22 protein-coding genes and 3 riboswitches are annotated in these 17,597 nt (G+C 68.1%); of the genes, 9 read left to right on the top strand and 13 right to left on the bottom strand.

Going from position 1 to position 17,597, the window contains the following annotated elements; genetic code table 11:
- Positions 1 to 3: 3 nt before the first annotated feature.
- The 6 genes from nusB to nrdR all read right to left on the bottom strand — a co-directional run bounded on the left by nusB (position 4) and on the right by nrdR (position 4,880).
- Entirely contained in the window at positions 4 to 495 is a 492-nt protein-coding gene (nusB, locus tag RTW82_RS04595; RefSeq protein WP_021219656.1) for a transcription antitermination factor NusB, read from the bottom strand.
- Positions 492 to 968 (bottom strand): 6,7-dimethyl-8-ribityllumazine synthase, encoded by a 477-nt coding sequence (gene ribE, locus RTW82_RS04590; RefSeq protein ID WP_111260678.1) that lies wholly within the window; start codon positions 966 to 968, stop codon positions 492 to 494. The genes nusB and ribE overlap by 4 nt, the downstream gene beginning before the upstream one ends.
- A 61-nt stretch (positions 969 to 1,029) precedes the next feature.
- Entirely contained in the window at positions 1,030 to 2,124 is a 1,095-nt protein-coding gene (gene ribBA / locus RTW82_RS04585) for a bifunctional 3,4-dihydroxy-2-butanone-4-phosphate synthase/GTP cyclohydrolase II (RefSeq protein WP_021219654.1), read from the bottom strand.
- Positions 2,125 to 2,141: 17 nt separating this feature from the next.
- Complete coding sequence (locus tag RTW82_RS04580) at positions 2,142 to 2,804, bottom strand: riboflavin synthase (protein ID WP_316924376.1); 663 nt, start codon at positions 2,802 to 2,804, stop codon at positions 2,142 to 2,144.
- Between the two features lie 210 nt (positions 2,805 to 3,014).
- Positions 3,015 to 3,160, bottom strand: a riboswitch (FMN riboswitch).
- A 121-nt stretch (positions 3,161 to 3,281) separates the two neighbouring features.
- Positions 3,282 to 4,412 carry a bifunctional diaminohydroxyphosphoribosylaminopyrimidine deaminase/5-amino-6-(5-phosphoribosylamino)uracil reductase RibD gene (gene ribD / locus RTW82_RS04575; protein ID WP_021219652.1) on the bottom strand — a complete coding sequence of 377 codons (1,131 nt, stop codon included), beginning with the start codon at positions 4,410 to 4,412 and terminating at the stop codon, positions 3,282 to 3,284.
- A 3-nt stretch (positions 4,413 to 4,415) separates the two neighbouring features.
- A complete protein-coding gene (gene nrdR, locus RTW82_RS04570) occupies positions 4,416 to 4,880 on the bottom strand; it encodes a transcriptional regulator NrdR (protein WP_031287756.1) in 465 nt (154 codons plus the stop codon).
- A 122-nt stretch (positions 4,881 to 5,002) separates the two neighbouring features.
- Between nrdR and RTW82_RS04565 the strand changes: the two genes are divergently transcribed.
- From RTW82_RS04565 to trxA, 3 genes are all read left to right on the top strand, one after another.
- A complete protein-coding gene (locus RTW82_RS04565) occupies positions 5,003 to 5,440 on the top strand; it encodes a YbaY family lipoprotein (protein WP_021219650.1) in 438 nt (145 codons plus the stop codon).
- Positions 5,437 to 6,090 carry a class I SAM-dependent methyltransferase gene (locus RTW82_RS04560; protein WP_316924375.1) on the top strand — a complete coding sequence of 218 codons (654 nt, stop codon included), beginning with the start codon at positions 5,437 to 5,439 and terminating at the stop codon, positions 6,088 to 6,090. The genes RTW82_RS04565 and RTW82_RS04560 overlap by 4 nt, the downstream gene beginning before the upstream one ends.
- A gap of 73 nt (positions 6,091 to 6,163) precedes the next feature.
- Positions 6,164 to 7,033 (top strand): thioredoxin, encoded by an 870-nt coding sequence (trxA, locus tag RTW82_RS04555; protein WP_263401563.1) that lies wholly within the window; start codon positions 6,164 to 6,166, stop codon positions 7,031 to 7,033.
- 102 nt (positions 7,034 to 7,135) lie between these two features.
- Here trxA and RTW82_RS04550 read toward each other — a convergent pair whose 3' ends face one another.
- Positions 7,136 to 7,489 carry a hypothetical protein gene (locus tag RTW82_RS04550; RefSeq protein ID WP_021219647.1) on the bottom strand — a complete coding sequence of 118 codons (354 nt, stop codon included), beginning with the start codon at positions 7,487 to 7,489 and terminating at the stop codon, positions 7,136 to 7,138.
- Positions 7,490 to 7,620: 131 nt separating this feature from the next.
- Here RTW82_RS04550 and RTW82_RS04545 point away from each other — a divergent pair, with 131 nt between their 5' ends.
- The 5 genes from RTW82_RS04545 (at position 7,621) to RTW82_RS04525 (ending at position 11,566) form a co-directional block, all read left to right on the top strand.
- Positions 7,621 to 8,214, top strand: a complete 594-nt coding sequence (locus RTW82_RS04545; RefSeq protein ID WP_316924374.1) for a DUF2796 domain-containing protein — start codon at positions 7,621 to 7,623, stop codon at positions 8,212 to 8,214.
- Positions 8,215 to 8,252: 38 nt separating this feature from the next.
- Positions 8,253 to 8,960, top strand: coding sequence for an ABC transporter ATP-binding protein (locus RTW82_RS04540; protein WP_316924373.1), 708 nt, complete (start codon positions 8,253 to 8,255; stop codon positions 8,958 to 8,960).
- A 1-nt stretch (position 8,961) separates the two neighbouring features.
- Positions 8,962 to 10,224, top strand: coding sequence for an ABC transporter permease (locus RTW82_RS04535; protein WP_021219644.1), 1,263 nt, complete (start codon positions 8,962 to 8,964; stop codon positions 10,222 to 10,224).
- A 7-nt stretch (positions 10,225 to 10,231) separates the two neighbouring features.
- Positions 10,232 to 10,759, top strand: a complete 528-nt coding sequence (locus tag RTW82_RS04530; RefSeq protein WP_316924372.1) for a DUF3299 domain-containing protein — start codon at positions 10,232 to 10,234, stop codon at positions 10,757 to 10,759.
- Between the two features lie 114 nt (positions 10,760 to 10,873).
- A complete protein-coding gene (locus RTW82_RS04525; RefSeq protein WP_263401569.1) occupies positions 10,874 to 11,566 on the top strand; it encodes an OmpW/AlkL family protein in 693 nt (230 codons plus the stop codon).
- 108 nt (positions 11,567 to 11,674) lie between these two features.
- On the opposite strand, the gene RTW82_RS04520 is transcribed toward RTW82_RS04525, so the two are convergent.
- The 6 genes from RTW82_RS04520 to RTW82_RS04495 all read right to left on the bottom strand — a co-directional run bounded on the left by RTW82_RS04520 (position 11,675) and on the right by RTW82_RS04495 (position 15,825).
- Positions 11,675 to 12,604 carry an NAD-dependent epimerase/dehydratase family protein gene (locus tag RTW82_RS04520; protein ID WP_021219641.1) on the bottom strand — a complete coding sequence of 310 codons (930 nt, stop codon included), beginning with the start codon at positions 12,602 to 12,604 and terminating at the stop codon, positions 11,675 to 11,677.
- A complete protein-coding gene (locus RTW82_RS04515) occupies positions 12,597 to 13,481 on the bottom strand; it encodes a sugar nucleotide-binding protein (RefSeq protein ID WP_021219640.1) in 885 nt (294 codons plus the stop codon). Before RTW82_RS04515 ends, RTW82_RS04520 begins: the two co-directional genes overlap by 8 nt.
- A gap of 197 nt (positions 13,482 to 13,678) precedes the next feature.
- Complete coding sequence (gene cobM / locus RTW82_RS04510; protein WP_316924371.1) at positions 13,679 to 14,443, bottom strand: precorrin-4 C(11)-methyltransferase; 765 nt, start codon at positions 14,441 to 14,443, stop codon at positions 13,679 to 13,681.
- Positions 14,440 to 14,850, bottom strand: coding sequence for a cobalamin biosynthesis protein (locus RTW82_RS04505; RefSeq protein ID WP_316924370.1), 411 nt, complete (start codon positions 14,848 to 14,850; stop codon positions 14,440 to 14,442). The genes cobM and RTW82_RS04505 overlap by 4 nt, the downstream gene beginning before the upstream one ends.
- Positions 14,851 to 14,923: 73 nt before the next feature.
- On the bottom strand, positions 14,924 to 15,631 hold the full coding sequence (locus RTW82_RS04500; RefSeq protein WP_271659859.1) for a CbtA family protein: 708 nt from the start codon (positions 15,629 to 15,631) through the stop codon (positions 14,924 to 14,926).
- An 11-nt stretch (positions 15,632 to 15,642) separates the two neighbouring features.
- Positions 15,643 to 15,825: a CbtB domain-containing protein gene (locus tag RTW82_RS04495; RefSeq protein ID WP_021219636.1), complete on the bottom strand. Its 183-nt coding sequence runs from the start codon at positions 15,823 to 15,825 to the stop codon at positions 15,643 to 15,645.
- A 101-nt stretch (positions 15,826 to 15,926) separates the two neighbouring features.
- A riboswitch (cobalamin riboswitch) is annotated at positions 15,927 to 16,139 on the bottom strand.
- 58 nt (positions 16,140 to 16,197) lie between these two features.
- A riboswitch (cobalamin riboswitch) is annotated at positions 16,198 to 16,392 on the top strand.
- A gap of 95 nt (positions 16,393 to 16,487) precedes the next feature.
- Here RTW82_RS04495 and cobW point away from each other — a divergent pair.
- Positions 16,488 to 17,540 (top strand): cobalamin biosynthesis protein CobW, encoded by a 1,053-nt coding sequence (gene cobW / locus RTW82_RS04490; protein ID WP_316924369.1) that lies wholly within the window; start codon positions 16,488 to 16,490, stop codon positions 17,538 to 17,540.
- Positions 17,541 to 17,597 lie beyond the last annotated feature (57 nt).

Below are 17,597 nucleotides of genomic sequence, written 5' to 3'. Positions count from 1 at the left end.
CGGTCAGCGCTTGGCGCCACGGACCTCGGCGGCACGCAGCAGCGGTGCCAGCTTGTCCAGCACGCCGTTGACGAACTTGTGTCCGTCGGTAGCGCCGAAGACCTTGGCCAACTCGATGCCTTCGTTGATCACCACACGGTAGGGCACGTCGACGCGGTTGCGCAGCTCGTAGGTGGAGAGGCGCAGCACCGCGAGTTCGACCGGGTCGACTTCCGCCAGGGGCCGATCCAGGCAAGGCGTGAAGGCCTCGTCGATCTCGGTCACCTGGCGCGGTACGCCATGGAGGATCTCGTGGAAGTAGGCACCGTCGACCGCCGAGAAATCGTTGTCGACGCGGAACTGCGCCTCGATTTCATTGAGCGTCTGGCCGGCGATATGCCACTGGTACAGGGCCTGGACGGCCAGGCTGCGGGCCTGGCGGCGCGCAGCGGTCTTGCCCTTGGCGACGGGCTTGTTGGCTTCGTCCGGGTTGTCGATGTCGCTGTTGAAACTCACTTGGCCTCCAAGGCCGCCAGCAGGCTGACCATTTCGAGGGCGGACAGGGCAGCTTCGGCGCCCTTGTTACCGGCCTTGGTGCCGGAGCGTTCGATGGCCTGCTCGATGGAGTCGACCGTCAGCACGCCGAAGGCAACCGGTACGCCGAACTCCATGGACACCTGGGCCAGGCCCTTGGTGCACTCACCGGCGACGTATTCGAAGTGCGGGGTGCCACCACGGATCACGGCGCCGAGGGCGATGATCGCTGCGTACTCGCCGCGCTGGGCGACTTTCTGCGCCACCAGCGGGATTTCGAAAGCACCCGGGGCACGGATGATGGTGATGTCGCTTTCATTCACGCCGTGGCGTACCAGGGCGTCTACGGCGCCGCTCACCAGGCTTTCTACGACGAAGCTGTTGAAGCGGCCGACCACCAGGGCGAAGCGGCCTTTGGGGGCGATGAAGGTACCTTCGATGGTCTTCAGGGTCATGGCGGGTTCTCGTTCATTAAAGAGCGAGGGCGCGTTCACGGCATGTGACGCGCCCTACGGGTCATTCAGCGGGCAGGTATTCTACAACTTCCAGGTCGAAACCGGATATCGCATTGAACTTCATCGGCGAACTCATCAGGCGCATCTTGCGCACACCGAGATCGCGGAGAATCTGCGAGCCGGCCCCGACGGTGCTGTAGGTCGCGGGGTTGGTGACCTTGGCATCGCTGCCCAGCTGGCGCTCCAGGTGCGCCAGCAGCTGCGGGCCGGTCAGCGGGTTGCCCAGCAGCAGCACGACGCCGCTGCCGGCCTTGGCCACTTCCTTCATCGCCGCGCGCAGGCTCCAGCGACCTTCCTGGTTGACCATGAACAGGTCGCGCAGCGGGTCCATGTTGTGCACGCGCACCAGGGTCGCCTCTTCCGGGCTGATGGTGCCCAGGGTCAGCGCCATGTGCACGTCGCCCTCGACAGCGTCGCGGTAGGTGACCAGGTTGAACTGGCCCAGCTCGCTGTCCAGCGGCTGTTCGGCGATGCGCTCGACGGTGCGCTCGTGGATCAGCCGGTAGTGGATGAGGTCGGCGATGGTGCCGATCTTGATCCCGTGCTCGGCGGCGAAGGCCTCCAGCTCGGGGCGACGGGACATGGTGCCGTCGTCGTTCATCACTTCGCAGATCACCCCGGACGGCTCGAAGCCGGCCATGCGCGCCAGGTCGCAGGCCGCTTCGGTGTGGCCGGCGCGGGCCAGCACGCCACCGGGCTGGGCCATCAGCGGGAAGATGTGGCCGGGGCTGACGATGTCGTCGGCCTTGGCGCCCTTGGCGGCCGCAGCCTGCACGGTGCGTGCGCGGTCGGCGGCGGAGATGCCGGTGGTGACGCCTTCGGCGGCCTCGATGGAAACGGTGAACTTGGTGCCGAAGCCGGAGCCGTTGCGCGGGGCCATCAGCGGCAGCTTGAGGGTCTCGCAGCGCTCGCGGGTCATGGGCATGCAGATCAGGCCACGGGCGAAGCGCGCCATGAAGTTGATGTGCTCGGCCTGCACGCACTCGGAGGCCATGATCAGGTCGCCTTCGTTCTCGCGGTCTTCGTCATCCATGAGGATGACCATCTTGCCCTGGCGGATGTCTTCGATCAGTTCGTCAACGCTATTGAGAGCCATGGGCCCTCCTTTTGAATTCAGTGTTTGAGGTAGCCGTGTTCGGCGAGGAAGCTTTCGGTCAGGCCCAAGGCGGCGGGCTCGGCGGCCTTGTCGCCCAGCAGCAGGCGCTCCAGGTAACGCGCCAGCAGGTCGACCTCGAGGTTGACCTGCCTGCCCGGCCGGTAGTCGGCCATGATGGTTTCATCCAGGGTGTGCGGGACGATGGTCAGCTCGAATTCAGCGCCATTGACCGCGTTCACCGTCAGGCTCGTGCCGTCGACGGTGATCGACCCCTTCAGGGCTATGTACTTCGCCAGTTCACGCGGTGCGCGGATCCTGAATTGCACGGCACGGGCATTGTCTTCCCGCGCCACTATCTCGCCCACGCCGTCGACATGACCGCTGACCAGGTGCCCGCCGAGGCGGCTGGTGGGGGTCAGGGCCTTTTCCAGGTTGACCTTGCTGCCGGTCTTCAGGTCGATGAAGGCGGTACGGGCCAGGGTTTCGCGGCTGACGTCGGCCCAGAAGCCGTCGCCGGGCAGTTCCACCGCGGTGAGGCAGACGCCATTGACGGCGATGCTGTCGCCGAGCTTCACGTCGCCCAGGTCGAGCTTGCCGGTGGCCACGTAGACGCGCACGTCACCGCCCTTGGGGGTGATCGCACGGATGCTGCCGATCGCTTCGATTATGCCGGTGAACATGGAACCTCCACTGCAACAGGATGGCCGGGGCGCAAGGCCCGGGAGCGCATTATAGGCATCCGGGATGCGCTCGCGGTCATCCACGCAGACGATGCTGCGAGAGCCGGGAGAAAGGTATGGGACATCGTTGAACTCCTGTTTATGAAAAAACAGGGCACGCTGGATCGAAAGGGACTTCGCAGGCGCGCAGAAACACGCCCAGGCAGGCAATCCCGTTCTCTCTTCATCCGGACTATGACCGTCGGCCCCGGAATCACACCGGGTCTGCTGACCTTGCGACTAAGCAAGCGCTCGCGGGCTATGCGCAATGCGCAATTACCGCCGGTGGGGACTTTCACCCCGCCCTGAGAACGATTCGGCTACTTGCGCAGCCGAGGCGGTTTTTTAACACAAGGAGGGGAAAGCGCCAAGCTGGAAGCTGGAAGCTGGAAGCTGGAAGCGACAAGTGTGCCGGCTTCAGGCTTCAGGCTTCAGGCTTCAGGCTTCAGGCTTCGAGCTTGCGACCGGCACCGCAATAATCCGCCAGTCGTCACCGACCGCGCGCATCTCGACGATCTTCAGCTGCGGCGCCTCGGCCATCCGTGCCAGGGGCCAGTCCAGCAGCGGGCGGGCGCTGGAGCCGAGGATGCGCCCGGCCATGAATATCTGGTACTCGTCCACCAGCCCGGCACGGGCGAAGGCGCCGGCCAGGCGGGGGCCGGCTTCCACCAGCACTTCATTGGCGCCGCGCGAGGCCAGCTCGGCCAGCAGGCGCTTGAGGTCGACGTGGCCGTTGCTGCCCGGCACCGCCAGCAGTTCGTGGCCATCGTCCTGGAAGCGGTCGCGCGCGGCGGCGGCAGCGCAGGTGGCCACCAGCGCCGGCCCGGCCTGGAAGAAGGGGGCGGACAGCGGCACGCGCAGGCGGCCATCCACCAACACGCGCAGCGGCGGGCGATCCAGCGCCAGGGCGGTGAGCTCGGCATTCAGGCCCAGCTCGTCCGGGCGCACGGTGAGGCGCGCGCCATCGGCGAGCACGGTGTCGGCCCCGGTCAGCACCACGCTGGCGCGGGCGCGCAGGCGCTGCACGGCGGCGCGGGCATCGGGCCCGGTGATCCACTGGCTTTCGCCACTGGCCATGGCGGTGCGGCCGTCCAGGCTCATCGCCAGCTTGACGCGGACGAAGGGCAGGCCCTGTTCCATGCGCTTGATGAAGCCGGCATTCAGCGCACGGGCTTCGGCTTCCAGCACACCGCTCTGCACGGCGATGCCGGCCTGCATCAGGCGCAGTAGGCCGCGGCCGGAGACTTCTGGGTTGGGGTCCTGCATCGCCGCCACCACCCGCGCCACACCGGCATTGACCAGGGCATCGGCGCAGGGCGGCGTGCGGCCATGGTGGCTGCAGGGTTCGAGGGTGACGTAGGCGGTGGCGCCACGGGCCTTGTCGCCGGCCTGGCGCAGGGCGTGGACTTCGGCATGGGGCTCGCCGGCGCGGGCATGCCAGCCTTCGCCGACGATGCGCCCGTCCCGGACGATCACACAGCCGACGCGGGGGTTCGGATGGGTGGAATACAGGCCCTTGCGGGCCAGCTCGAGTGCGCGGGCCATGAAGGCCTGATCGTTCTGGGTCATGCCTTAGTCTTTCGAGGGCTCACGGGCCAGGCGCTCGATTTCCTCGCGGAACTCGTTGAGGTCCTGGAATCGGCGGTAGACCGAAGCGAAACGGATATAGGCGACTTCGTCGAGCTTCTGCAGCTCCAGCATCACCAGCTCGCCGAGCACGCGGGACTTCACCTCGCGCTCGCCGGTGGCGCGCAGCTTGTGCTTGATATGGGCGATGGCCTCTTCGAGGCGCTCGATGCTCACCGGGCGCTTCTCCAGTGCGCGCTGCATGCCGGCGCGGAGCTTTTCCTCGTCGAAGGGCTGGCGGCTGCCGTCCTGCTTGATCAGCCGGGGCATGACCAGTTCGGCGGTCTCGAAGGTGGTGAAGCGTTCCTCGCACGCCAGGCATTCACGGCGGCGGCGGACCTGATCGCCTTCGGCGACCAGTCGCGAATCGATCACCTTGGTGTCATGGGCGCCACAGAAGGGACAGTGCATGGTGGGCGACAACTGCGGAAAAAGAAGGCCACATGGTAGCGCATCTCCCCCGCAAGACAAGCCGCGGGCTTTGCGTTATAAGGCCGCCCAGAGCCCTCCGCAACAAAGGCCAGGAGTCATCCATGCGTGCCCTTTCCGTCCTTTCCCTCGCCGCCCTGCTGGTCGCCTGCTCCAGCGAGCCGCCCGTCGCGCCCACGTCAGCCTCCAAGCCGGCCGCGCCTCGCCAGCAGGCCGAAGAACCCACGCCCGCCCACCTGCGCGAGCTCAGGGGCCAATTGCTCGGCGCCCCGGCCGGCAGCGAAGTGGAAATGGCCCTGCTGGTGATCGACGACCGTGACCGCCCGCAGCAGCTGCTGGCCAGCCTGCGCCTCTCCGGCACCGGCCAGGCCCTGCCCTTCAAGCTGACCTTCAACCCCGAGGTATTCCCCCAGGGCCGGCGCGTCGAGCTGCGCGCCCGGGTCAGCCAGTCCGGCCAGTTGGTGCAGCGCCTGGCACCGCAGCGCATCCTCCAGGCCGAGAGCCAGGCCCTCGGCCCATTGCAGCTGGAGCGCGCACCATGACACCCCCCGAAGGCCTGCAGCGCGCCCTCGGCGACCTGCTCGGCGACGCCCGCCTCAGTGCCGAGACGCTGCCGGGCACCGACCTGCGCCTGTGGCTGATCGACGGCGCCAACATGGATCGCGCCTTCGATCCCGAGGAAACCCGGCGCATCCTCGAAGAGCCGCCCTACTGGTGCTTCTGCTGGGCCAGCGGCCTGGCCCTGGCGCGCTGGTTCGCCGAGCGCCCCGACTGGGTGGCCGGCAAGCGCGTGCTGGACTTCGGCGCGGGCTCCGGTGTCGCCGCCATCGCCGCGGCCAAGGCCGGTGCGGCGGAGGTGGTGGCCTGCGACCTCGACCCGCTGGCCCTGGAGTCCTGCCGCGCCAACGCGGCCCTCAATGGCGTGGAACTGGGCTACTCCGAGGACTTCTTCGCCGAAGCGGACCGCTTCGACCTGATCGTGGTCGCCGACGTGCTCTACGACCGCGCCAACCTGCCCCTGCTCGACCACTTCCTCAGCCGTGGCCGCGAAGCCCTGGTGGCCGACTCCCGCGTCCGCGACTTCGCCCACCCGCACTACAACCGCCTGGCCATGCTCGAAGCCTGCACCTGGCCGGACCTGGCCGAGCCCGAGGAATTCCGCCACGTGAGCCTGTATCACGCAGTGAGATAACGACGAGCCCCGGTAGGCGGCTGCAGGCGGCAGCCGTATCATTCGCCCATCCCTTGCGCACTCGAGAACCCCGATGAGCGACACGCCCTATATCTTCGATACCACCGCCGCCGACTTCGACCAGGCGGTGATCCAGAACTCCTTCCACAAGCCGGTCCTGGTGGACTTCTGGGCCGAGTGGTGTGCGCCCTGCAAGGCGCTGATGCCGCTGCTGGCGCAGATCGCCGAGTCGTACCGGGGCGAGCTGCTGCTGGCCAAGGTCAACTGCGACATCGAGCAGGACATCGTCATGCGCTTCGGCATCCGCAGCCTGCCCACGGTGGTGCTGTTCAAGGACGGCCAGCCGGTGGATGGCTTCGCCGGCGCGCAACCGGAATCGCAGATCCGCGCCATGCTCGAACCCCATGTGCAGCAACCCGCACCGGCCGCTGCCGACCCGCTGGAAACCGCCCAGGCGCTGTTCACCGAAGGCCGTATCGGCGATGCCGAGGCCCTGCTCAAGCAGGTGCTGACCGAAGACAACAGCAACGCCGCCGCGCTGATCCTCTACGCGCGCTGCCTGGCCGAGCGCGGTGAGCTGGGCGAAGCCCAGGCGGTACTGGATGCGGTGAAGAGCGACGAGCACAAGCAGGCCCTGGCCGGTGCCCGCGCCCAGCTGACCTTCCTGCGCCAGGCCGCCGACCTGCCGGAAGCCGCCGACCTGAAATCGCGCCTGGCACAGAACGCCGAGGACGACGAAGCCAGCTACCAGCTGAGCATCCAGCAACTGGCCCGCCAGCAGTACGAACCGGCGCTGGACGGCCTGCTCAAGCTGTTCGTGCGCAACCGCAGCTACGCCGAAGGCATCGCCCACAAGACCCTGCTGCAGGTGTTCGACCTGCTGGGCAACGACCACCCGCTGGTCACCACCTACCGCCGCAAGCTGTACCAGGCGATCTACTGATCGCCTAACCCACGTAGGTTGGGCTGAGGTACGAAGCCCAACGCAGCGGAGCCCACATCCATCACGTTGGGCCTCGCTGCGCTCGGCGCCAACCTACGGCGCTTATCCCTTCCAGATATAGACGGGCGCGTCGCCGCCCATCTCCAGCTGCACCTGCTCGCTGTGGCGCAGCCGCACCAGCAGGCGTTTGCCGGCAGCGGCGCCACCGGCCAGGGCTTCCAGCTCCACCAGCAGGCGCGGCCCCTCGATGCGCCCGGCGCCCTGCAACAGGCCCAGCGCGGCATCCCACAGGGCATCGTTGCGCTTCGGCGCGGCAGGCGTGGCGACAGGGGCAGGAGCCGACGGCGCTTCGACGCTGACCTGCAATTGCCCGCCCAGGCGCTGCCAGTCCTCCTCGTCCATCTCCACCGTCAGGTCGACCGGCCAATCGCCGATCCGTCCACGAATTCGCAGCATGTCCAGTTCCCCGGGTTTGAATCGGGCAATGCTCCCACGCCCCTCCACGAGGCGCCAAGCAGCACTGGCATGGCCAACGCAAAGTTGTTATAACGTAACACCTCATTTCAGCCCCCACCCCGGAGTGCCCCATGCGCCGCCTGCTGCTCGCCCTGCCCTTCGCCCTGCTGCCCCTGGCCGCCGCCCAGGCTCATGACCACGAACACGAGGAACACGGCAGCCTCGGCGCCCACGAACACGGCGTGGCGCGGATGAACGTCGCCCTGGACGGCAACAGCCTGGAGCTGGAGCTGGAAAGCCCGGCCATGAACCTGGTGGGCTTCGAGCACGCCGCCAACAGCGACGCCGACAAGGCCAAGGTCGCCGCCGCCCGCGCCCAGCTGGAAAAGCCCCTGGACCTGTTCGCCATCCCCCTGGTCGCCGGTTGCAAGGTGGCTGGCCAGGAGCTGGAAAGCCCGCTGTTCGGCAATGCCCCGGAACACGAGCATGAACACGAAGACGCCGACCACGATGAAACGGAAGGCCACGAGCACCACCACGAGCACAGCGAGATCCACGCCCACTACCAGCTGGAATGCGCCAAGCCCGAAAACCTCAAGACCCTGGACCTCAAGGCGCTGTTCACGCGCTTCCCCGCCACCCAGAAAATTCAGGTACAACTGATCGGCCCGCAGGGCCAGCAAGGCGCCGAACTGACCCCTGCCAGCCCTTCCCTGAGCTTCTGAACCCGATGAACCGGCCGGGGCAACCCGGCCGGCACCCCATGAGCCAGACACTGATCGAAATCACCGACCTGGGCTTCGCCTGGCCGGGCCACGCCGAGTTGCTCGACATCCCCGCCTTCGCCCTGCAAAGCGGGGAGACCCTCTTCCTCAAAGGCCCCAGCGGCAGCGGCAAGACCACCCTGCTGGGCCTGCTCGGTGGCGTGCAGACCCCCGGCCGTGGCAGCGTCAACCTGCTGGGCCGCGACCTGGGCAAGATGGCCTCTGGCGCCCGCGACCGCTTCCGCGTCGACCACACCGGCTACATCTTCCAGCAGTTCAACCTGTTGCCCTTCCTCTCCGTGCGCGAGAACGTCGAGCTGCCCTGCCACTTCTCGCGCTTGCGGGCCCAGCGCGCCCAGCAGCGCCACGGCAGCGTGGCCCAGGCCGCCACCACCCTGCTCGGCCACCTGGGCCTGGCCGCCAGCCTGCTGGAACGCCGCGCCGATGCCCTGTCCATCGGCCAACAGCAGCGCGTCGCCGCCGCCCGCGCACTGATCGGCCAGCCGGAACTGGTGATCGCCGACGAACCCACCTCGGCCCTGGATGCCGACGCCCGGGAAAGCTTCCTCCAGCTGCTCTTCGGCGAATGCCGCGAGGCGGGTGCCAGCCTGCTGTTCGTCAGCCACGACCAGAGCCTGGCACCGCTCTTCGATCGCAGCCTGTCGCTGCTGGAACTGAACCGCGCCGCGCGCCCGCAGGAGGCCTGAGATGTATCTGTTCCGCCTGGCCCTGGCGAGCCTCGCCAACCGCCGCTTCACCGCCCTGCTCACGGTCTTCGCCATCGCCCTTTCCGTCTGCCTGCTGCTGGCGGTCGAGCGGGTGCGCACCGAGGCCCGTGCCAGCTTCGCCAGCACCATCAGCGGCACCGACCTGATCGTCGGCGCCCGCTCCGGTTCGGTGAACCTGCTGCTCTATTCGGTGTTTCGCATCGGCAACGCCACCAACAACATCCGCTGGGACAGCTTCGAAACCCTCGCCCACAACCCCAAGGTGAAGTGGGCCATCCCCATCTCCCTGGGTGACTCCCACAAGGGCTACCGGGTGATGGGCACCAGCGAGGCCTATTTCGAACACTACCGCTACGGCCGCGCCCAGCCGCTGAAGCTGGCCGAAGGCAAACCCTTCGCCGACATGTTCGACGTGGTGCTCGGCGCCGAAGTGGCCGAAGCCCTGAAATACAAGCTGGGCGACAAGGTGGTGCTGTCCCACGGCGTCAGCACCGTCAGCCTGGTGCAGCACGACGACAAACCCTTCACCGTGGTCGGCGTCCTCGAACGCACCGGCACGCCGGTGGACCGCACCCTGCACATCTCCCTGGCGGGGATGGAGGCGCTGCACGTCGACTGGCAGAACGGCGTGCCCGCCCGCGGTGCCGGCAAGGTCAGCGCCGAGCAGGCCCGCGCCCTGGACCTGCAACCCAAGGCCATCACCGCCTTCCTGCTCGGCCTCAACAGCAAGATCGCCACCTTCGCCGTGCAACGGGAGATCAACGAATTCCGTGGCGAGCCGCTGCTGGCGATCCTCCCCGGCGTCGCCCTGCAGGAACTCTGGAGCCTGATGGGCACGGCCGAGAAGGCGCTCTTCGTGGTCTCGCTGTTCGTGGTGCTCACCGGGCTGATCGGCATGCTCACCGCCATCCTCACCAGCCTCAACGAGCGCCGCCGCGAGATGGCCATCCTGCGCTCGGTGGGCGCACGGCCCTGGCATATCGCCAGCCTGCTGGTGCTGGAAGCCTTCGCCCTGGCCCTGGCCGGTGCAGTGCTCGGCCTGGTGGTGCTGTACCTCGGCATCGCCCTCGCCCAGGGCTACGTGCAGGCCAACTACGGCCTCTACCTGCCGCTGGCATTGCCAAGCCGCTATGAGTGGACGCTGCTGGGCGGTATCCTGGCCGCCGCCCTGCTGATGGGCGCCGTGCCGGCTTGGCGCGCCTATCGGCAATCCCTGGCCGACGGCCTGTCCATTCGCCTGTGAGCCCACGATGAAACGCGCCCTGCTGGCCCTTCCGGCCCTGATCCTGCTGACTGCCACCGGCCTCTGGGCCGGTGAGGTCCGCGAACTGACCTGGTCCGAGCTGATCCCCGCCGACGCTCCGCCGCCACCGCCCCCCGCGCCCATCCACGACCTCTCGCAACTGGCCGACTCCCTGGCCGCCGAGGCGGGCCCGGCCGCCATGCAGCAGTCGCCGACCGCTCCGGTGGTGCCGACGCTGGATGGCCTGGAAGTGAAGCTGCCCGGCTATATCGTGCCGCTGGACGTGACCGAAGAAGGCCGGGTGACCGACTTCCTGCTGGTCCCCTACTTCGGTGCCTGCATCCACGTGCCGCCACCGCCGTCGAACCAGATCGTCCACGTCACCAGCGAACTCGGCGTGCTGATGGACGCGCTCTACCAGCCGTTCTGGATCGAAGGGCCGTTGCAGGTGAAGTCCAGCACCAGCGAACTGGCCGAGGCCGGCTACCAGATGGAAGCCAGCAAGATCTACCCCTACGAGATCCCCGAGAGCTGATAAGCAAGCCTGCTAACGAACTCACCACGGCATTGAGCTAGATCAAGGTGCCGTGGTTCGCGCTCCCCGAAACTGAGCCCAGCCAACACAAGCTCATGACCTCGGAGCCAATAAATGAAAACGCCGTTCCTAGCCGCCTCCCTTCTCGCCCTCGCTGTGGCCGCCCCTCTGGCCCAGGCTCACCAGGCGGGTGACATCCTCGTTCGTGCCGGTGCCATCACCGTCAACCCGAAAGCCGACAGCTCCAGCGTCAAGGTAGACCGCGGCCCCCTGGCCGGCGCCGACCTGGGCGGCAAGGCGACCATGGACAGCGACACCCAGCTGGGCCTGAACTTCGCCTACATGCTGACCGACCACTTCGGCCTGGAACTGCTGGCCGCCACCCCCTTCGAGCACGAAGTGAAGCTCAAGGGCACCGCCCTCGACGCCGCCAACGGCAGCCTGGGTTCGCTGAAGCACCTGCCGCCGACCCTGAGCGTCGTGTACTACCCGCTGGAATCCCAGTCGGCCTTCCAGCCTTACGTGGGCGCCGGCATCAACTACACCTGGATCTATGACGAGCACGTGGGCAGCGGCGCAACCGCAGCCGGCTTCGACAACTTCCGCGTGAAGAACTCCTGGGGCCTGGCCTGGCAGGTCGGCGCCGACTACATGCTGACCGACAGCATCATGGTCAACGCCCAGGTGCGCTACATCGACATCGACACCCGCGCCTACGTCGACAACACCGCCCTGGGCGTACGCGCCAAGGTGGACGTGGATGTCGACCCGTGGGTCTACATGGTCGGCCTGGGCTACAAGTTCTAAGCCCGACCGCAATGAACAAAGGCGCCTTAGGGCGCCTTTTTCGTTGGTATCGCAGCTCGCTGAAGCGGAATGAAAAAAGGCGCCTCGCGGGCGCCTTTTCCATTCGGCTCAGCGGCCCAGCAAGTGGGCCAGGCCGACCGCCAGGGGCGTCGGCTCGGGGAAGGCGAAGCGCTCCAGCAGGCGACCGTTGTCCGCCAGGGAGTGGCGGATGTCACCAGAGCGCGCTTCGGCGTAGCTGATGGCCGGCAGTTCGCCCACCACGCTGCCAATGGCGGCGAGCAGGTCCTTGAGGCTGGTGGAGCGCTGCAGGCCGACGTTCACTGGGCCGGCTTCGACGCTGGGGTTTTCCAGGGCCTGCACCAGCACCTGCACCAGGTCGCCGACATAGACGAAGTCACGGGTCTGCTCACCGTCACCGAAGAGGGTGATCGGCGTGCCGGCCAGGGCGCGCTCGGTGAAGATGCTGATCACCCCGGAATAGGGCGAGGACGGGTCCTGGCGCGGGCCGAAGATGTTGAAGAAGCGGAACACCGCCGGCTCCAGGCCGTGCTGGCGACGGTAGAAATCCAGGTACTGCTCGCTGGCCAGCTTGTCCACCGCGTAGGGGGTCAGCGGCGCGGTGGGAGTGTTTTCGTCGATGGCCTGGCCTTCGCCGTTCTGGCCGTAGACCGAGGCGCTGGAGGCGAACACCACGCGCTTCACGCCGTGCTCGCGCATGGCTTCGCACACATTGAGCGTGCCGATGAAGTTCGCCTGGTGGGTAGCCACCGGGTCGTCCACCGAAGCCGGCACCGAGGCCACGGCGGCCAGGTGCGCCACCGCCTTGCAGCCGGCCATGGCACGGCTTACCAGCGCAGCGTCGGCGACGTTGCCTTCGATGAGTTCGACGCGGGAATCGTGCAACGGCAGGTTGTCGCGCTTGCCGGTGGACAGGTCGTCGAGGATGCGCACGGAATGCCCGCGCGCCAGCAGCGCGTCCACCAGGTTGGAGCCGATGAAGCCGGCGCCGCCGGTAACGAGGATGGGGGAATCAGCCATGGCGGTAGTAACGATCCAGGAGAGCGGGCAACGCCGCGCGCCAGGCGCGGGGCTTGATGCCGAATGTATGGAGGATTTTCTTGCAGGCCAGCACCGCGTGCTGCGGTTCGTCCGCTGCATCGGGACGAGCAGCGTGGGCCTGGGGGGTGATTTCCTGCACCTTCAGCGTGTGCAGGTTGCGGGCTTCGGCCAGCACCGCCTGGCCAAGCGCCAGGGTGGTGGTCGCCTCGTGGCCACCATAGTGGTAGGTGCCCCAGAGCGGCGCCGCGCAGTCCAGCTGCTTGAGCACCGCGAGCATCACCCGCGCGGCATCATCCACCGGCGTGGGGTTGCCACGACGGTCGTCGGCCAGCATCAGCTCGTCGTCCCGCTCGGCCCGGGCGAGGAAGCGCCCGAGGATGCCTTCGTTGCTGTCATCCAGCAGCCAGCCGAAACGCAGCAGCACGTGCTTGGGGCACACCGCGCGCACGCTCTGCTCGATGCGCCACAGGGACTGCCCGCGCAGGCTGAGGGGGATGGTCTCGTCCTTCTCGTTGTAGGCGGTGGCCCGGGCGCCGTCGAAAACGCGGTAGCTGGAAGGCTGCAACAGGACGATGCCGTGGTGCTGGCAGAGCTCGGCCAGGCGTTCCACCGCGCGTTCCTGCGCGGCGAAGCGGCCCGCGCTGGCCTCTTCGGCCTGGAACCAGTCGAAGTAGTAGGCGAGGTTGATCACCGCATCGGGGCGGGTGTCATCGAGCAGCTGGGTCAGGCTGGCGGCATCCCAGCCCTGTTCGGGCGGGCGCGGGGCGAGGAACCCTACATCATCCTCGGCCCCCAGGCGGATAAGCGCCTGGCCAAGGGCATTGCCACCGCCCAGGAGCATCAAGCGCATACGCATAGACAGAAGGTCGCTTAAAGCCAGTGGGTGTTAACGATCAGCCGTCGTCCCGCGATAGCGCCCTCCCTGTGACCAGGAGGATCGCCGTGACGGGGACATCGGGCACGCAAGCCAGCGGCCGTTTCCGACCGGGAAAGACGCATTCTGCTTATTTCCCGGCGCTGCGTCACTAGTGGCGCGCCATGCGGCACGCCACTTCAGCTCTGCGGAGGCTCCGTTGGGCGGTAGAGGTGGGCGTGATCGGGGTGGTAGAGCGAGGAATCGGTGAAACCTTCGGCAGCCAGCACCCGCCCCACGAGGATCAGCGCGGTGCGGCGGAAATCCTTCTGCGCCACCCGTGCCTCGATGTCCGCCAGGGTGCCGGTCACCCAGTCCTGGTCGGGCCAGCTGGCGCGGTGCACCACGGCCACGGGGCAATCGGCGCCGTAGTGCGGCAGCAATTCTTCGACGATGCGCGGCAGGTGGCTGACGCCCAGGTGGATGGCCAGGGTCGCGCGGTGCTGCGCCAGCTCCGCCAGGGATTCGCCCTCGGGCATCCGCGTGCGAGTGGCGAAGCGGGTGAGGATCAGCGTCTGGGAAATATCCGGCAGGGTCAGCTCGGTGCCGAGCAACGCGGCGCAGGCGGCGGTGGCGGTGACGCCGGGCACCACCTCATAGGGAATGCCCAGCGCGCGCAGGTGGCGGATCTGCTCGCCGATGGCGCCATACAGCGAGGGGTCGCCGGAATGCACCCGGGCCACGTCCTGGCCACGCCCGTGGGCCTCGGCCAACAGGGCGACTATCGCCTCCAGGTGCAGCTCGGCGGTATTCACCACCCGCTCGGCGCTATGCCCATCCAGCACCGGTTCCGGCACCAGGGAACCGGCGTAGAGGATCACCGGGCAACTGCGGATCAACCGCTGGCCCTTGACCGTGATGAGCTCCGGATCGCCGGGACCGGCGCCGATGAAATAGACCGTCATGGGTTATCCACATCCTCAAGGGTGCAGGCCAGCGCACAGGTGGCGTTGGCACTGCGGCGTTTCTCCACCAGCAACCGCGCCGGGCGGCCAGCCAGGGCCTCGGCCTGTACCAGCGCGGCGGCTTCGGCGATGCCGGGGCTGCCGGTTTCCCGCAGGGCGATGGCCGACAGGCCGGACAAGCGCCCCTCGCAGGCCGCCAGCTGCGCCGCCGGCAACAGCGCCAGGGGCAAGCGAAGGGTCAGCGCCAGGGCCTGCAACCCCGGCTCATCGGCCTTGCTGTCGACACTGGCCAGGGCGCTGAGATGGCCAGGTACGAGTCCCAGCTCGGCCAGGGCAGCGTCGAGCAACGCGCGCAGCTCCTGCTGCGAGCAGCCGCGCCGGCAGCCGAGGCCGGCCACCAGGGTCATCGCCCGGCCTCACAAAACAAAACCCCGCGAAGGGCCGGGCCCTGCGCGGGGTCGATCGGCAGCGAAGCCCGGCTCACGCCAGGTCTTGGCTCGCGGAGCGCTGGTACAGCCAGGCAGCGGCCCAACCCAGGGCGCCCCAGAACAGCGCGTTGGTCACCAGCGAGGCGGCGATGAACTCGTGCTCCAGCGCTTCCGGCGCCAGGCTCGCATGCACTTCAGGCTGCGGTGCGCCGACCACATGGGGGATCACCAGCAGTACCAGGCCGACGATGCGCAGGACCCAGTTGCGGCCGAAGGCGATCAGCGCCAGGCCAGCGGCGGTGGAGGCGGCGGTGCCGATCCACCAGACCTGGCGCTGGGCCAGGTCGGCGGCTGCGGTACCCGGCAGCTCCGGCGGCAGGCCGAGGGACGGCGCCAGGGCGAAGGTGGCGAAACCGGCCAGGCCCCAGAGCAGGCCCTGCCAGGCGCGGGTCGGGCCGCGCAGGCTGAACAGCGCGGCCAGCAGCAGGGCGAAGCCGACGGCCACCACCAGGTTGGCGCCACCGGTGGACAGGGTGCGCTGCCAGCCGTCGGCGGGAGCCCAGGCTTCGGCGTCGTGTTCATGGGCGGGCGCGCCGGCGGCGTGCTCGTGGGCGTGTTCGGTCTGCTCGGCCGGTGCCGAGTTCTCGAAGGTTTCCGCATGGAGAATCAACGGGGTGACCCACAGGCTTTGCAGCAGGGTCAGCACGATGGCGGCGAAGAGACCGGCGAACCCGGCGGTCTGGGCGATGCGCTTGATCACGGTCGCGCCTCTCAGTGGCAGGGGAAGGCGGAGCTGTGGCGGGTATCGTGGGCCGCGTTGTGCACCGCCTCGATGTGCGAGAAGCCGGCGAAGTACACCAGCGACAGGCCCAGGAGGCTGGCACCGATGGCGATGGCCAGGCGTTTGGACAGGGGGACGGCGGCGGCCGAATGGCTCAGTGTGCTGCTGGACATGGTGCTTCCTCTGCGATGCGGGTGAGTCGGCAAGAGGAACGCGTGCGAAGAAAGCGGCCGCGCGGGGACCGCATTTCCGGCGTGCGCCCGCCCACCGCGGGTTGCCAAAAAAGTGATCAGGCCGGTCTCCGGGCTTGCGACGCCAGCCATGGCTGGTCGGGTTTGCCTTCCCATGTCCGCCGGACACAGTGGCCTACAGATCCCTACGTGCGCTTACCGTTGCGGGGGCAGCGTCGGACTCGCCCTGGAGCACACCGACTTCCCGTTTCACCTCGCGCGCGACGGCGCGAGACACCTGAAAAAACCGCACAAGAACATCACGAGTCCGACTGGCCGTCAACCGCCGCGATTGACCGCCGCCCCCGCCCTGCGTAGCCTTCGGCCCTTCGAGGTTCCGCGGCCGTGCGCCGCGGCTAAGAGGGAACACGGCCAAGCCGTGGCTGCCCCCGCAACTGTGAACAGCTGAGGTCCCATCCACAGCCACTGCCCACCGGGCGGGAAGGCGGAGGGACGGCGCACCGCGCCAGGCTGTGAGCCAGGAGACCTGCCTCGGCGAATTTCCATACAACCGGGCGGGGTGATCCGGTGGCGAATCGGGCCCTCCGTGCCCTCGTCCCGCGCGCCCGCCGATCCGATCGACTCCCAGCAAAGGGCTGCCGCGCATGAAAACCCTGGCCAAACTCCCCGTCACCATCGTCACCGGCTTCCTCGGTGCCGGTAAGACCACCCTGCTCCGCCACATGCTCGACAACGCCGAGGGCCGCCGCATCGCGGTGATCGTCAACGAGTTCGGCGAGCTGGGCATCGACGGCGAAATCCTCAAGCAATGCTCCATCGGCTGCAGCGAGGAAGAGGCCGTGGGCCGCGTCTTCGAGCTGGCCAACGGCTGCCTGTGCTGCACCGTGCAGGAGGAGTTCTTCCCGGTGATGCGCGAACTGGTGGCACGCCGTGGCGACCTCGACCAAATCCTCATCGAGACCTCCGGCCTGGCCCTGCCCAAGCCCCTGGTGCAAGCCTTCCAGTGGCCGGAGATCCGCAGTGCCTGCACCGTGGACGCGGTGATCACCGTGGTCGACAGCCCAGCCGTGGCCGCCGGCACCTTCGCCGCCCACCCCGAGCAGGTGGACGAGCAGCGCAAACAGGACCCGAACCTCGACCACGAGTCGCCCCTGCACGAACTCTTCGAAGACCAGCTGGCCAGCGCCGACCTGGTGATCCTCAACAAGGCCGACCTGCTCGACGCCGACGCCCTGGCCGCCGTGCGCGCCGAGGTGGCCGAGGAGCTGCCGCCGGCGGTGAAGATCGTCGAAGCCAGCGCCGGCAAGCTGCCGCTCTCCGTGCTGCTGGGCCTCAACGCCGAAGCCGAGGCGCACATCGACAGCCGCGCCACCCACCACGACCACGAAGGACACGAGGACCACGACCACGACGAGTTCGACTCCTTCCACGTCGACCTGCCGGAAGTGGAGGAAGCCGCCCTGCTGGCCGCCCTCGGCCAACTGGTGGAGCGCCACGACGTGCTGCGCATCAAGGGCTTCGCCGCCATCCCCGGCAAACCCATGCGCCTGCTGGTACAGGGCGTCGGCAAGCGCTTCGACAAGCACTTCGACCGCAAGTGGCTGGCCGACGAACCCCGCGCCACCCGCCTGGTGGTGATCGGCCAGGAGCTGGACCAGGCCACCATCGCCAACGAACTGCGCACCGCCCTGGCGTAACCGCCGAACCGGCTCCTCTCCCCCGGGAGAGGGCCGCACCACCGAGCCAAGGCCCGA

Origin of the sequence: Pseudomonas sp. zfem005, assembly GCF_032621735.1 — a bacterium.
GTDB lineage: Bacteria > Pseudomonadota > Gammaproteobacteria > Pseudomonadales > Pseudomonadaceae > Metapseudomonas > Metapseudomonas solani.
This window is presented reverse-complemented; position numbering and strand designations above follow the sequence as displayed.

Coding starts and splice junctions, on each gene's coding strand:
- ribE (WP_111260678.1), bottom strand. CDS start 968: ATGACCCTGAAGACCATCGAAGGTACCTTCATCGCCCCCAAAGGCCGC.
- ribBA (WP_021219654.1), bottom strand. CDS start 2,124: ATGGCTCTCAATAGCGTTGACGAACTGATCGAAGACATCCGCCAGGGC.
- RTW82_RS04580 (WP_316924376.1), bottom strand. CDS start 2,804: ATGTTCACCGGCATAATCGAAGCGATCGGCAGCATCCGTGCGATCACC.
- ribD (WP_021219652.1), bottom strand. CDS start 4,412: ATGACCCAGAACGATCAGGCCTTCATGGCCCGCGCACTCGAGCTGGCC.
- nrdR (WP_031287756.1), bottom strand. CDS start 4,880: ATGCACTGTCCCTTCTGTGGCGCCCATGACACCAAGGTGATCGATTCG.
- RTW82_RS04565 (WP_021219650.1), top strand. CDS start 5,003: ATGCGTGCCCTTTCCGTCCTTTCCCTCGCCGCCCTGCTGGTCGCCTGC.
- RTW82_RS04560 (WP_316924375.1), top strand. CDS start 5,437: ATGACACCCCCCGAAGGCCTGCAGCGCGCCCTCGGCGACCTGCTCGGC.
- trxA (WP_263401563.1), top strand. CDS start 6,164: ATGAGCGACACGCCCTATATCTTCGATACCACCGCCGCCGACTTCGAC.
- RTW82_RS04550 (WP_021219647.1), bottom strand. CDS start 7,489: ATGCTGCGAATTCGTGGACGGATCGGCGATTGGCCGGTCGACCTGACG.
- RTW82_RS04545 (WP_316924374.1), top strand. CDS start 7,621: ATGCGCCGCCTGCTGCTCGCCCTGCCCTTCGCCCTGCTGCCCCTGGCC.
- RTW82_RS04540 (WP_316924373.1), top strand. CDS start 8,253: ATGAGCCAGACACTGATCGAAATCACCGACCTGGGCTTCGCCTGGCCG.
- RTW82_RS04535 (WP_021219644.1), top strand. CDS start 8,962: ATGTATCTGTTCCGCCTGGCCCTGGCGAGCCTCGCCAACCGCCGCTTC.
- RTW82_RS04530 (WP_316924372.1), top strand. CDS start 10,232: ATGAAACGCGCCCTGCTGGCCCTTCCGGCCCTGATCCTGCTGACTGCC.
- RTW82_RS04525 (WP_263401569.1), top strand. CDS start 10,874: ATGAAAACGCCGTTCCTAGCCGCCTCCCTTCTCGCCCTCGCTGTGGCC.
- RTW82_RS04520 (WP_021219641.1), bottom strand. CDS start 12,604: ATGGCTGATTCCCCCATCCTCGTTACCGGCGGCGCCGGCTTCATCGGC.
- RTW82_RS04515 (WP_021219640.1), bottom strand. CDS start 13,481: ATGCGTATGCGCTTGATGCTCCTGGGCGGTGGCAATGCCCTTGGCCAG.
- cobM (WP_316924371.1), bottom strand. CDS start 14,443: ATGACGGTCTATTTCATCGGCGCCGGTCCCGGCGATCCGGAGCTCATC.
- RTW82_RS04505 (WP_316924370.1), bottom strand. CDS start 14,850: ATGACCCTGGTGGCCGGCCTCGGCTGCCGGCGCGGCTGCTCGCAGCAG.
- RTW82_RS04495 (WP_021219636.1), bottom strand. CDS start 15,825: ATGTCCAGCAGCACACTGAGCCATTCGGCCGCCGCCGTCCCCCTGTCC.
- cobW (WP_316924369.1), top strand. CDS start 16,488: ATGAAAACCCTGGCCAAACTCCCCGTCACCATCGTCACCGGCTTCCTC.